This window comes from Pseudovibrio sp. W64 (assembly GCF_001623145.1).
Taxonomy (GTDB): Bacteria; Pseudomonadota; Alphaproteobacteria; order Rhizobiales; family Stappiaceae; genus Pseudovibrio.
The window spans coordinates 1-14,444 of the sequence record NZ_LMCI01000004.1; the positions used below are offsets into that span (position 1 = coordinate 1).

Here is a 14,444-nt window from a genome sequence, read left to right on the forward strand (position 1 = left end):
CAGCTGAGAAGTTCTCACAGTGTGTTGCCGCGACCAGTTGAATCCACCGCCAACAACGGACATTCAAGAGGTTCTATCTAGAGTTGAAGAAACATCCCGGCGTTCAGACAAACGAGCTTTGTCAAGAACCCCGCCTCACACCAGTTAAGGTGTGAGAACTGTGCGATTAGCTCATTACCGCGGTCATTTGCCTGAGGGTACGCATCTGCAGGTGCAAAATGACAATAATTCCCCATTGGGGTCGTTTCAGGTAGGGGCAGAATAGTATGCTAAGTCGAGTGTCTCATCGTTTCAGCCACCTATATACTCCTGTCAGCAAGATATGAGCCTATCCCAGCGGAGAAATGTGTGCCAGAAGCTCAGGTGGGCAATCCAGGCTATCCATTTTGGACCAACGACGTGATCGGGCAATTCTTTCTGGTGGGAATCCCTCACGCGCGTGTTAGTACCTAGGTCTCCTTAACTCACTTATATCTCTAGGACTTTTCTTCCAACGCTTCTCGCGATTGTTTACGCATCTTTTGCTGAACTTAATTACGTATAAAGACGTATTTTCAAATTCATTGGTATAGTAGTATAGCAATGATGGGTTGCAGGGAGCAGCCAATCAAAATTAGGGAGGACGTCTTGTTTAAGAAGTCTGCAATTTGTCTGGGCGTAGCGTTGTCTGTGGGGCTAGCATTCGGCGCGTCAGCTAAAACCATCATTAAACTTGGGCACGGAACCAACGAACAGTTCCACATGCACAGAGCGATCGAGCATTTCAAAGAGCTGATCGAAACCGGTTCCAAAAACGAACTTGAAGTGCAGATTTTCCCGAATTCTCAACTTGGTCCGGATCGTGAAATGATCGAGAGCGTTCAGACTGGCATTCTGCAAATGGCAGTCTCTCCTTCGGCAATCTTCGCGGGTTGGGATCCTGCGTTTGCTGTGATTGAGCTTCCTTATATGTACGCAAGTAAGCAAATTGCTCTGGATGTCATGAACGGTCCAGCAGGCAAAGATATGCTTAACCGCCTTGATAATCAGGGACTCGTTGGTTTGGGTTACCTCGAGTTGGGTATGCGCAACATTACAAACAATGTGCGCCCGATTGAAAAACCTGAAGACCTGAAGGGCGTTAAGCTGCGCACCATGCAGGTGCCTGCACACGTTGATACCTTCACCGCTCTTGGTGCAAACCCGACTCCAATGAATTTTGGTGAAGTGTACTCAGCGCTGCAACAGGGTGTGATTGATGGTCAGGAAAACCCGATCGCAATCATCGACTCCCAGCGCTTCTATGAGGTGCAAAGCAACCTGTCTCTGACCGGCCACGTCTTTACAGTGTATCTGCCAGTTGTCAGTAAGCCTTTCTTTGATGGGCTGCCGACAGATCAGCAGCAGCTTATTCGTGATGCTATGGCAAAGACTGCTGACTACCAGCAGGGGCTAGTGAACGCAGAAGAGTCCGAACAGCTAAAGCGCATTGAAGCTTCTGGCGTTAAAGTGATGAACCTTTCCCCAGAACAACGTGCGACCTTCAGCGAAATGACCGAGGGTGTACGTGCTCAGTACAGAGACACCATTGGTCCTGATGCATACGACGCATGGGTTGAAGCCGTTGCAAAGGCAACAGCTGAGTAAAGTTCTGGTTGGAGTGCTTGTCTGAGCACTCCTCCGTCTTCCCCAAAAAATAAGTCCTCGCAGGAGGAGAAAATGTCTTACCTCAAATGGCTTAACGCCAATTTGGAACGGGTTCTTATTGCCTCGCTTCTGGCTGGAATGGTATTGCTGATCTCCGCAAATGTGTTCATGCGCTACGTCATGAATGCCTCGCTCTCATGGGGCGAAGAGTTGACCTTGTGGATCTTCGTCTGGTTCATCTGGCTTTCGGTCAGCTATGCGTTTCACCGCAGAGACCATGTGCGCATCACAATCTTCAAAACCGCTCTCAGCGAGCGCAAGCAACCTTGGCTGGAACTGGCCGTAGATCTTGCTGTTCTTGCGTTCCTTTGCGTCCTTTCCGTTGAGTGCATCAAGTTGATCATGGCGCCTTTTGTGGCTCATCAAAAGTCTGTCGTTCTCGGCTTCCCAATCCCCATTCTGTATGCCTCGGCCCCTGTTGGAGCTGTGCTGTCTTCCTTCCGCATTGCTCAGAACATCCTCAAAACCGTTCGCCAACTGGTTGCACCTCATAAAACCGGAGATCTGTCATGATTGCAGGTATCCTCTTTATCAGCCTGGTAATACTGCTGTTCTTCAGCATTCCTATCGGGATTTGCCTTGGCCTTTCCTCCATGATCGTCATGGTGTTTGTCGATGGCACTCCCCCCCTTGTGCTCCTCTCCCGCTCTGTGGTCACGGGCGCTGATTCATTCCCCCTGATTGCGGTGCCACTGTTCATTCTGGCGGGTGACTTGATGCAGCATGGCGGCATGTCACGCCGCTTGGTGTCTTTCTCCAACGCCTTGATTGGGCATATCCGTGCCGGTCTTGCTTATGTGAATGTGCTGGCGTGCGTGTTCTTTGCTGCAATCTCTGGCTCTGCTCCGGCAACTGTTGCGGCGATCGGTTCCAACCTCATCCCAGAGATGGAAAAAGTCGGCTACAAACGCCCGTTCTCAGGCGCTTTGACAGCCTCTGCCGGTATGATTGGCGTGCTTATTCCTCCGAGCATTCCCTTCATCATCTACGGTGTGACTGCTGAAGTCTCCATCGGCAAGCTGTTCCTGGCTGGGATCATTCCTGGTGTTCTGTTTGCGCTCGTCTTCATGAGTACAGCACGTTACCTGCTGCGCAATGACGAGAAGATCGCCCAGTCCACCACGAAGTTTGAACCAGCCAACATCTGGGTCAGCTTTAAAGAAGCCATCTGGTCTTTGCTGGTTCCCGGCATCATTCTTGGTGGCATCTACAGTGGTGTGTTCACCCCGACAGAAGCTGGCGCGGTTGCGGTTGTTTATGCAACGTTTATTGGTCTGTTCCTTTACAAGGATATTGCCTTCAGGGACCTGTTCAACATACTTGCAGAAAGCGCAAAAACCAGTGGCACAATCCTGATCCTTGTTATCATGGCAACCGCCTTTGGTCGCCTGATCACCATCGCTCAGCTGCCTGCCGATCTGGCCCGCTCTCTAACCAGTTTCTCAGATAACCCGATTGTCATCCTGCTGCTGATCAACATCGTACTGCTGATCGTCGGCATGTTCATGGAAACTATTTCCTCGATCATCATCATGACCCCGATCCTGCTGCCGGTTGTGACAGCACTTGGTGTCGATCCGATCGTGTTTGGTGTGATCCTGACAGTTAATCTGGCGATCGGGTTCTGTACCCCTCCTCTTGGCGTCAACCTCTTTGTTGCCAGTGGTATTTCGGGCGTCTCTATCGAGAACCTCAGTAAAGCAATCTTGCCATTCTTTATCGGAATGCTGGTGCTGCTGCTGCTGGTCACTTATGTGCCCGCAATCTCTCTCACTCTTCCGTCGCTTTGGTAAATCAAGGAGTTATAACAATGTCCGAAGCACCCAAAGTCATTATCTCTGACTATGATTACGGTGACTACGAGGTCGAACGCAAGATCCTTGAAGCAGCTGGCGCCCGTGTGGTGGCTTTGCAGGCAAAGTGCGAAGAAGATCTTTTTGAAGAAGCCCGCGACTGCGCGGCAATCATGAACCAGTACGCGAAAGTTGGCGCACGCACCATCGAAAAGATGGAGCAGTGTAAGGTGATTGCCCGCTATGGTGTTGGTGTCGATATTGTTGATGTTGATGCGGCGACCGACAAGGGCATCCTCGTCACCAACGTGCAGGATTACTGCACTGAAGAAGTAGCGGACCATGCAATTTCGCTGTGGCTGACCCTTGTGCGCAAGTTGCAGGACTACAACAAGGCCACCCACTTTGGCATCTGGCGCTGGCAGTCAGGTCAGCCGGTTCATCGCCTGAGAGACCGCACCTTTGGTCTGGTATCCTTTGGCAAGATTGGTCAGGCCATCGCGCAGCGAGCAAAAGCCTTCGGCGTGGAGCTGATTGTCTATGATCCGTTCGTGGATGAGACGATCGTGAAAGAACACGGCGGTCGTCTCGTCAACAAAGACGAGCTGCTGGCACAATCTGACTACATCTGCATGCAGGTGCCAATGACACAGCAAACCCGTCACTTCCTGTCGGATGCTGAGTTTGCTGCCATGAAACCGGGGGCCATCGTCATCAACACAGGCCGCGGTCCAACCATCGATAACAAGGCGCTTTACAAAGCTTTGACCGAAGGAACGTTGGCCGGTGCTGGTTTGGATGATCCTGAAGAAGAGCCAGCCAAACGCGCGTCCTGGGACCCTGCCGACAATCCTCTGTTCACGCTGCCAAATGTGATCGTGACCCCACACGCAGCTTACTACTCAGAGGAATCCATTCGTCAGGCCCGCGAAACCGCCGCCCGTCAGGTCGCCTTGGTGCTGACCGGCAAGCCTGCCGAATACACCGTCAATCTCGAACGCCTTCAGGCCAAATAAAATCATAAGGAAGCTGTCATGCTAAAAGTATTCAATGAGTTCGAACGTCGCCCAGACCTGCTTGAAAAATTCGACGAAGTTCTGAAATGCTACTCCGCAACCGCTGTCTTTGCAGATGTGCAGTACCGTACCGGCGTTATGGACAGCGGCATCAAGCCTCCGTTCCGCGCAAAGGTATGTGGTCAGGCGATCACCGTTCAGCTGTCAAAAGGGGATCTGGTTGATCCTTTGAAGGCGCTTGAAATGGGCCAGGCGGGTGATGTGATCGTGGTGGATGCTGGTGGTGATCCCAACACCTCCGTATGCGGTGGTCTGATGGGCGGTCTGGCGCAAAACCGTGGCATACGCGGCATGATCGTGGACGGCGCTGGCCGTGATACGGACGAGCTGGAAGACATCAACTGGCCAATCTGGACCCGTGCGATCACGCCTCGCGGCACACACACCATGTTCTCTGGCCGCAAGGAAGAGCTTTCCATCAACGTGCCAATCCAATGCGGCGGTGTTGTTGTAAAGCCGGGTGACTTCATCGTTGCTGATCTTATGGGCGTCACCGTTGTGCCGCTGGAAAAAGCCGAGGAAGTTGTGAAACTGGCGAAAGAACAGGCGGACCGCGAAGAAGAAACCCGCAAATGGGTGGCTCAGGGAAAGACTGTAGAAGATCTTCTTGCTGAATTTGGCCGGATCTAATCAGCCAGGGGCTGGGGTTGCTGGTTTTCTTTTGCGACCCCGGCCATCTGCCGGCGCATTTGCGCCAATTCCTGAAAGAAAACCAGAGAACAGTCCTTGATGACTGTATGTCACCGTCCTATACCCTTGCTTGCGCTTCATGCCTTTTGCATGAGGAGCTATTAACCGATCTCTCTAAGTGAAGCATACACCTAATGGAAGAAAATCTTCGTCCAGTCTCCCTTTCTGATTTGGCAACCGCAAAACTGCGTGAGGCCATCATGGAGGGCGTATTCAAACTTGGAGAAGCACTCTCTGAGCAAAAGCTCGCCGAGTATCTGAATATCAGCAAAACCCCAATCCGTCATGCTCTTGCGCAAATGCGTGTTGAGGGGCTGGTGGAAGTGTTCCCACAGCATGGCACTTTTGTGTTCACGCTCAGTGGACTGGATAATGTTGAGCTGACGGAGCACCGTGTCATTTTGGAGCGCGCTGCCCTTCAGTTGGCATATGAGCGCAACAAAGTTGAGCTCGTGAAACGGTTGAGTGCAATTCGTGAAGAAATGGTTCCTGCAAAAGAGAAGGATGACATCAGCCGTTACCTGCAATTAGATATCGAGTTCCACCGGGTCATGTTTGACCTTTGCAAGAACCGCTATCTGATCAAAGGCTACAGCCTGATTGAAGCCAAAATAGCTGCGATCCGTACGCATCTGGGGAAGGACGTCATTCAAACAGATAAGTCGTTTGAAGAGCATGGAGCAATGGTAGAGGCACTGGCCCGCGATGATATTGCAGCAGCACTAGACACACTTGGGTTCCACATCGGCCGCTACATACGAACCTTCGACAAGGGCGTATCTGACATCTCCAGCCTTTAGGGCTTATCTCCAGAGGTTTGCTTACAAGAACAGCAGGCCTCAACTGCCAGGACAATGACTGGTCTTGGCATGTGGAGACACTAATGACGAACGAAAAGGTCGCGGTTCTGATTGCCGTAGACTGGGGCACCAGCTCTTTCAGAGCACGCACGGTCACATCAGATGCACAAGTCATCGACACGATAGCCACATCAGAAGGTATTCTGGCGGCAAAAGATCGCTTCGAACAGGTCCTGAAGACCAATATCACCAAACTTGAAGGATACCGGAGTGATTTGCCGATTATCCTTTCTGGTATGATTGGATCACGCAACGGTTGGCTGGAGGTGCCTTATGCAACCATGCCAACAAGGCCGAGTGCTCTTTCTCAAGATATGGTCTCGATGATGGTTGAGGGCTTGGGTGAGATCTGGTTCATACCCGGCATTATGGCAGTGGGTGAAAATGCCGATGTGATGCGCGGTGAAGAAACCGAGATCTTTGGTGCCTTAGAGATGCTTGCGCTGAGCAATGCGGCCATGGTTATTCCGGGCACGCATTCCAAGCATGTCTCAGTTCAGGATGGTGCCATCACTGCTTACAAAACCTACCTGACAGGCGATATGTTCCATGCTTTGACCTCAGCATCGATCCTCGGTGCATTTGGAAAGACAGCAGCACTGTGCGACTGGTTTGAAGAGGGGGTGCGCTTTGGTGCGCGTGAAGGGAAAGCAGGTGCGCTGCTCAACCGTGTGTTCACCGCAAGGTCCCGCGTGCTGGTGGACAAGTTGCCTGAAGAAAAAGCCGCGTCTTATCTGAGCGGTATGCTGATTGGCGCCGAGATTGGAGAACTCCTGCCCTCACAAGAACCAATCTGGATTCTCGGAAATGGCGCACTGCCCGATATGTACAAATGTGCCTTTGAAATCCTTGAGGGCGTGTCACGTGTGGTGCCGCCCGGCGGCGTTGTTTACGGCGCTGTAGAACTCGCTCAATCCCGAAAACTGATTTGATATCGAAGGAAGCACTGATGTCAAAATTTGAAGATATCTTTTCTGAAGCCCCTGTGGTCGCAATTCTGCGTGGATTGAAACCAGAGGAAGCCATTGATGTTGCATCCGCTTTGATTGAAGGCGGCATCAAAATTATGGAAGTACCGCTCAACTCTCCTGACCCTTTCAACAGTATTGAGCGCATTGCAAAACAGCTGGGTGATGTTGTTTGTGTTGGTGCTGGAACGGTGCTTAAACCCGCTCAGGTGAACCAGCTGAAAGACTGTGGCGGCGAATTTGTCGTTGCGCCGAACTTCTCTCTTGAAGTAGGTGCTGCTGCGCAAAAGTACGGTTTAAGCTGGCTACCCGGCATCTACACGCCAACAGAAGCCTTCGCAGCACTGGATGCTGGCGCAGACGGACTGAAACTCTTCCCTGCCGAGCTATGTCCACCGGCAATCATCCGGGCATTTCGTGCTGTTATCCCAAAAGAGATCAAGTTACTCCCCGTTGGCGGCGTAGATGTAAGCAACATCGCAGACTATATGAAAGCGGGAGCCAGCGGTGCCGGCATCGGCTCATCCCTGTTCCGTCCAGGAACAAGACTAGATGCCATTACCGCCCATGCGAAAGCATTGATGGCGAACGTCAAACTCACGTAAATCTTAAACCATCGTAGGTGCCACATTGATGAGCACCTACGATGGTTTATGTGGGTGAGTAATTTTCTTTCATATTGACAATTGCTCCAAATAACAGACATCAGCAGAAAAGAGATACTTGTCAAAAAAGTTACATACTGGCTGCAGCAAATATGCTCCTCGCCTTAGTTTTGAGTATTAAAGTTCACACCGAAAAGCTTAATTGCACACAGGCATTCGCAGGGGTGGAATATTGTTGCGGGCCAGAAGCCGCCATTAGAGCATTTCCATCAAGAGTTGAGCAAATTCATCCAGAAGCGTCTTCAGCTATCTTCATGAAGGGCCTGGAACCCTCTAAACAGCTATTCATGTAGCATACCGTTCTGCCTCATTTCTCACTCCAGTCAGCGGGATCGTTGGCCAAAACACTCCCTTACTCAAATCGATCGATCTGTCCATAAGAGGTCGCCGACAAACAACCAGCTCTAAAATTTTAGAAGCGCACATCTCACATTACTTCAAGCAAATCGTCTCCTAGTTGAACAGTTGTGGTGACACCTCTGTCATTAATTTTATACGCGTCAATAACAACAGGAGAAACCAATGCGCGTCTTACTTCTTATTCTTAGCCTTATTTCGTTCTCATTGCATGCCGGAACTGCTTCTGCTGGTCCGGGAACAGTTATCCATGCCTGCGTAAATCTCGATGTAACCCCGTTAAATTCCATCAATGTTAGCTTTACCGCCGATGAAAACACCGATATTTGCATGAATGATGTAGGTAACGATAGCAGCCTTACAATTGATCATGCCGGAATTGAATGCGTCAGCGTTGGTTATGTCGAGGCGGAAAGTTCATGTAGTGGCGGGGCTCCTGTCTGGTCATTAAGCTACCACACAGACAATTATGCGCAGTCGGGAACTACAATAACAAGTTGGAGTGACGACAACTCCCGCAACACTATTCAGCTAATTGACCCTTCAAAGGGCACACACATTTGTCCAACTGAGGCAAATTGTGAAGCTGAATCTCTTAGCTGGGACGAAGGCACAACAGGACCGGTCTACATCATCTTTGACATTGACTAAGCACCCTTAAAGCCCCCTCCAAACAACCTGATAATTCAAAATGTGGCCGGTCCCTTACGGGGCAGATGCCACTTTGTCCCGACAAAACCAACCTCAATAAGAAAACGGGAGAATATGATGACCATTTCACAATATCCTGGTTCGCAAGCATTCAACCAGTCACTTCAGGCCCAGGAATACGTTAACAAGAACACTGGCTCACTTGTTGTCCAAATACCACTGGCACAGCTGCGGGGAAAAACAGAGGCTATCGGCGTTGGCCTTAATGCATTTTATTCGGCAGGATCCAAGGGACAATTGGGGTTGCCATCAGGATGGGGCTTCAACCTGCCATTTGTGGCAAACGACGAAACATTCACCTTTCAGGGAAAAATCTATATTATTGATCCTAATTGGACTGATAGCTCCGGATACCAGTCTGGACTCAGGTATCTAAATGACCACGGTCGTAAGTTTCAGAAATTTGTCGTAGATCAGCCGCTTCCCTCTGCCCCGGGTTCTTATCGTTACCTGTTTACCTACGATAACGGGTCTAAAAGCTATTTTGATGCAACCGGCAAGCTGCTTCTGCAGGCTGATTTGTTCGGTAACTCAATTACCTACAACTACACAGACTCGTTCGGGGATGTTTTTGGAAATAAGCTGGCAAGCATTACAGACTCATTTGGGCAAGTGATACAGCTACAGTATGCACCTGGAGAGGTTGTTGTCTTACTGCCAGATGGCTCTACACAAATTATAGAATTTTCCAATGAGGGCATTTATCGAATAACCAACCAGATTGGTGCAAGGACTGAACTTACTTACACCTCGCAATCTGATGTTACGGTAGTTCAGCAAATCGCATATGCAACAGGTCTTATCTCAACCTACCAATACACTGCTATTGAATACCTTAATGAAGAAGGGCAGGTACAGTCATTTCCTGCGGTAGAACTGCATAGGCACAGTAACCTGAATGATGTTTTTTTAGGTGAAACCAGGTATTCCTATGGCACCCAAAGTCAAGGCAACACTTTCACGGGTTACACGCAAGGTTATCAGCTCTCAACCAGTGGCGATACATTGATGAATAGTCAGGACACAGAGTATCTTTATGATGTTCTTGTGCAACGGTTTGATGAAACAGGAACCCGTCTATCTGCATCCAGCATATTTTATAACTATCTGCATTCACCGATGCAGGAGTATGCCTATCTGCTGGATGAAAACCATAATGGGGTGAACGCTCTCCGAACCCTTTTCAGCTATGAACAAATCACAGATCTACATGACCGCAGTGTAAATATTGGCAAGCCTTCTACTGTGGTTCGTAGTATTTATGACCCAGCAGAAGACAAATGGATTGATCAGTCCAAAGTTGAAAATAAATACAACGACTTCGGTAATCTTACTCAAAACAAGACATATGACCTGACAAATGAGGAAGCTCTCCTTGTTTCTCAGCTTGACCATAGCTTTGCCCAAACCAGTTGGGGTGGTCAGATGCCATTGGAGACAAACCAGCAGGATTTATTAGGTGATCACCAAATCAAATTGAGTTTTATTCTGACGCAGGATCAGAAAAATATTGCCACAGTAACAACCTCAGAAATGAAGTCAGGCCAACCCGAGTTCCTGCCCATCAAAACAAAAAGCTACTTCTATGATGAGCATGGTCAGCAAACTCGATGGGAATTGGCATGGGCGGACGGGTATACCGGTGAACGTGGTGATCTTAGTTCTGTCAGCAATACCATATTGTCCCAATATAACGCTGAAACGCAGGAGCTGTCTGTTTCACTTACCAATGCCATTGGTGAAACAAGTCAGTTTTTCTATGATTTACGTCTGCCCATGGGGCCATGTGTAAGGCAGATTTCACCATCAGGCGACACTTATCAGCTTCGTTATGATGCACTGGGGCACCTTACCTCCACTACTGATCCTTTGGGTAGAGAAAAGACCTTTAGCTATACTCTGGCACAAGGCGAGCCAGAAAGTGACAGCGCTGGTGAGAATATGGTTTTGATACATAATGCTAATGGGTATGAACTACGTACAACCTATGATGCTTTGGGGCGGGCCATCCTTCTTGTAGACAACGGTAATCCAACCCAGACTACCCCTGTTTTGGACCGACAACTGCGTACTATCACATATAATGCACTAGGGCTAAAGGCCAGCGAAACCACAATAACCGGCGCAACTGCACAGTATACCTATGACGCTCTGGGCCAGTTAATCCAGCAAACTGATCCACTGGGAAATATTCTGGAAGTTCATCGTGATAACGTAAACAGGAAAGCAGAGAGTATCCTAAATGGCTCTTTGCGTACCCAAAGTCGATATGATGGTTTGAACCAGGTTGTTGAAGTTCGAAACTACCAGTTCACTGAGGAGGGTACTCCTGAAAATTACAATGGAACCCTATTGACCTACAACGGTTTTGGGCTGGTTACTCATCAAAACACTTTCAACGTTTCCGATGCAGAAAAAACTGATATTTCAACGGTCACTTACGAATACAACGCTGATACAATGCAGACCCGAAAGACTGTTTCAGGGATGTCTCAAGAGGCTGGTTTGCAGGCACAAGCAACCACGGAAACAGCTTATAATCTACTCCAGAAACCAAGGCAGACCCACCAAACAGTTACTTACAACGGCGTTCCTCAAGCAACCGTATCCGGCGATATCTTAAGCTATGATGGACTTGGAAATCTGATAAGCGCAACAAACGCTCTGGGACAATCAGAGGAGTTTACTTATGCACCCGGTGGCTTACTGGAAAGCTACAGGCGGTATGATGGCACAACAACCACGTACAGCTATAATGCTGTCGGAGAGCTGATCAGCGCACAAACCGGAGAAGAGACCTATACTTATTCTTATTTGCTGAATGATCTGGTTTCTGAGGTTTCTAATGGCTCAGAAAGTTCCAGCTATGAATACTCTCTGGATGGAACAGCGCTGGCTATTCACTATCCTGATGGCAAATCCATAAAGTTTACAAAAGATGCTTACAGCCGTGTTACGCACTGCCAGCTTCCTGACGAAACTCAACTTACCTACACCTACAATCATTTAAATCAGATTTCTCAACAAACAGCCGGTAATCTGACCATGAACAATGGCTGGGGAACAGCAAATGGAATGCAAGGCGTATTGATTAGCCAGCAGTTTTCCGGTCCTCTATCCCAACAGATCTCCTATGAATACGGCGGCTACGGGGAAGTTGAACATGTTGAAACCACAGATGAGAACGGACAGATAATCTATAGGGCCCAAATGCCTCGAAATCCTCAGGGCCAGCTAAGTTCGCTTTCCTCAAGCTACCCATTGCTTTCAGGTGAGCTTGTCGAAATTAATAAGTCAATGGTCTACGATGGGATTGGCCAGCTTGTTTCCTCCACCCTGCGAACTGCAAATGAGACCAAAACAAACACTTTCAGCTATGATGGTGCTGGTAATATTCTTAGGCATAGCTCAAACGGGCAAACCACTAATTACCAGTATAACGAAATCAATCAGCTGATCAGCCAAGGTGCTACCTATGATGCCAATGGCAACATGATTCAGGATGTTGATGGTGCAACTTATACCTTCAGCACTACTAATCAGTTGCTGGCTGCACAACCTCCGGGCGAGCAAAGTGTCCAGAATACATATGGTCTTGATGGCCTGCTCGATCAGGTTAAAACAGGTAGCAATGCCTCAAAGTTCTATAATATTGCGGGCTGTGTAGCCAGTGTTGCCACCGGTACAGATGAAAATGCACCAAAGTATCATAGTCTGTTTTGGGCAAACTCCCAGCTTGTCGGGCAGGTAAACCCGGAAAGCACAACATTGTTCTCAAGTGCTGCCGGGTCTGTTCGTCTGCACACCACCTCCAATGCCAAAACAGATATTCAAATCTCAGATTATGGCACAATCAAAAGCAGTACTGCCTTAACACCACCCAACAGTCTGAACTGGAATGCGCAGTACACCAACCCGGAAAGCAGCCTCACCTATCTAAGAACACGCTGGTACAGCCCAAAGTCCATGCGTTTTCTCTCACTTGACCCGGTTTACTCAATCAACCGATATGCTTATGCCGATGGCAACCCCATTATGAAGAGTGATCCAAGTGGTTTGCTAAGCGATGAAGCATGGTTAGGCCTGCTGGCTGGCATTGGTGTTGCCATTCTAATAGTAGTTGGAGGAGAGTTTGTACTTGCTGGTACTTTGGCTGCTGAAGCCGTGGAGGCAAGCTATTGGGCTCGAGCATCTATTGCAGCGGCAAGCTCTGTAGGCGGTGATGTTACAAACTCACTTATTATCGGCGAGGATATTACAGCTAAACAGATTATCGTTGATATACTTGCAGGATTTGCGGGATTTGCAGCTGCAGAGAAGGTCGCAAACGCATCGACAACTAGTGCTTTAAGATCAGCTCTGGAAACAAATAGTACAGCAATAAGCGTCCAAAAGCAGGCCAGAGTAACCTCTGGGGTTTTGGGAGGACTTGCAGATGCAATAACTGCAGGTGCGGTTAGCTCCATCGGAAATAACCAACCCTTTTTCTCGTCGCAAAACCTGATCAGTATTGTTGTAGGTGGAACGTCTGGAGGTTATTTTGCCGGGCGCAAAGTAAACCTTAAGGATAGCGAAGTCGTACCGGTTCCAATCAATGACAATGAGATCTCACTCATATCTGGCGATAAGTTCTCAGAACTTGATACGATCTCATTTGAGACCAAAGATTCTGCGAGCAAAATCATAAATAGCTTTTTGCCAAATGTCGATGAGCTCAGCAGTGGTCGAGCAAGATCAAGGGCACCAGTTAGCAGCAATCAGTTAACCCTTAAATTTAGGGTTATCGATGGTGTGATTCATGTCAGAAGCAATATTGTTGGTCCTGAAAAGGTTCTGCGACCTGTTACAAATAGAGTGTTTGCTAATGCAGTAAAACGGGAGATTGACACAACAAATAAAGAAATTATCTTCCTGACTAAAGGAACATTTAACGATGCTCAATCAATCGCCGAGATGCTTCAGGCAACAGTCAAAGGCAACCTAAGTTACAGTTAAACTATGGCACTCGATTGAATACAATCAAGCAACAAGAATTATCTCAACCAAAAAAATTAGAGCACGAGGCAAGACTGAGAAAGATCGCAACGTGCTCTAATGAAATCCATTAGCATTCAGCTAGACCCTATCAACGACTTTGTCAGATTGTGTAATTCGTTGACTTCGCGTACATAAAAGGCCTGTGGGGGCCTAAGCTGCAAAAGTGGCCAAAAATCAGAACAATTAAAGAACATGCTGGGTGACTGTCGTTAGTATCTCGGAGTATGAGCTGGTAAGATGCGGACTTTTGCGGCTGCTCGTTGCAGCGCTGAAAATTGGTAATGCATAGGGCTACTTTGAGATGCTTCGGGGCCATTACCGGCCATTCGGCTGGTTCCACCAAGGGTTGAGATTGCTGGCAGCAAGTCCTCTCTTTCGGCTTAATAAATAACCCTTCATAACCCTTGAGTACACTAGTGTGGAGTGCGTCGTGCGAAGCGAACCAAAGACTGCACGTGTGACCAATAGTAGGAAGCACTCATATGAAATTTCGTCAATACACTCATCAAACTAAGCAGTTTACAGGGCACTCGTCTTTTGTAAATAACACAGCAAGTAATCAATGAAGCGCTGCGCCAGTGGATTTTCTTCCTGTGCGGAC

10 protein-coding genes are annotated in these 14,444 nt (G+C 48.6%); all 10 read left to right on the top strand.

The window, feature by feature from the left end; genetic code table 11:
• Positions 1–627: 627 nt before the first annotated feature.
• The 10 genes from PsW64_RS02705 to PsW64_RS02755 all read left to right on the top strand — a co-directional run bounded on the left by PsW64_RS02705 (position 628) and on the right by PsW64_RS02755 (position 13,801).
• Entirely contained in the window at positions 628–1,626 is a 999-nt protein-coding gene (locus PsW64_RS02705; protein ID WP_063302621.1) for a TRAP transporter substrate-binding protein, read from the top strand.
• Between the two features lie 72 nt (positions 1,627–1,698).
• Entirely contained in the window at positions 1,699–2,199 is a 501-nt protein-coding gene (locus PsW64_RS02710; protein ID WP_063302622.1) for a TRAP transporter small permease, read from the top strand.
• Positions 2,196–3,479, top strand: a complete 1,284-nt coding sequence (locus PsW64_RS02715) for a TRAP transporter large permease (protein WP_063292590.1) — start codon at positions 2,196–2,198, stop codon at positions 3,477–3,479. The genes PsW64_RS02710 and PsW64_RS02715 overlap by 4 nt, the downstream gene beginning before the upstream one ends.
• A 17-nt stretch (positions 3,480–3,496) precedes the next feature.
• Positions 3,497–4,495 carry a C-terminal binding protein gene (locus tag PsW64_RS02720; RefSeq protein ID WP_082830996.1) on the top strand — a complete coding sequence of 333 codons (999 nt, stop codon included), beginning with the start codon at positions 3,497–3,499 and terminating at the stop codon, positions 4,493–4,495.
• A gap of 18 nt (positions 4,496–4,513) precedes the next feature.
• Positions 4,514–5,185: an RraA family protein gene (locus PsW64_RS02725; protein WP_063289660.1), complete on the top strand. Its 672-nt coding sequence runs from the start codon at positions 4,514–4,516 to the stop codon at positions 5,183–5,185.
• A gap of 194 nt (positions 5,186–5,379) precedes the next feature.
• Positions 5,380–6,045, top strand: coding sequence for a GntR family transcriptional regulator (locus PsW64_RS02730; RefSeq protein ID WP_063289659.1), 666 nt, complete (start codon positions 5,380–5,382; stop codon positions 6,043–6,045).
• 83 nt (positions 6,046–6,128) lie between these two features.
• The gene (locus tag PsW64_RS02735) at positions 6,129–7,037 is read left to right on the top strand and encodes a 2-dehydro-3-deoxygalactonokinase (RefSeq protein WP_082830718.1); all 909 of its coding nucleotides are present in this window, start codon (positions 6,129–6,131) and stop codon (positions 7,035–7,037) included.
• A gap of 17 nt (positions 7,038–7,054) precedes the next feature.
• Positions 7,055–7,678 carry a 2-dehydro-3-deoxy-6-phosphogalactonate aldolase gene (locus PsW64_RS02740; RefSeq protein WP_063289658.1) on the top strand — a complete coding sequence of 208 codons (624 nt, stop codon included), beginning with the start codon at positions 7,055–7,057 and terminating at the stop codon, positions 7,676–7,678.
• Positions 7,679–8,260: 582 nt separating this feature from the next.
• Entirely contained in the window at positions 8,261–8,746 is a 486-nt protein-coding gene (locus PsW64_RS02750) for a hypothetical protein (RefSeq protein WP_063302624.1), read from the top strand.
• Positions 8,747–8,863: 117 nt separating this feature from the next.
• Positions 8,864–13,801 (top strand): RHS repeat domain-containing protein, encoded by a 4,938-nt coding sequence (locus tag PsW64_RS02755; protein WP_063302625.1) that lies wholly within the window; start codon positions 8,864–8,866, stop codon positions 13,799–13,801.
• Positions 13,802–14,444: the final 643 nt, after the last annotated feature.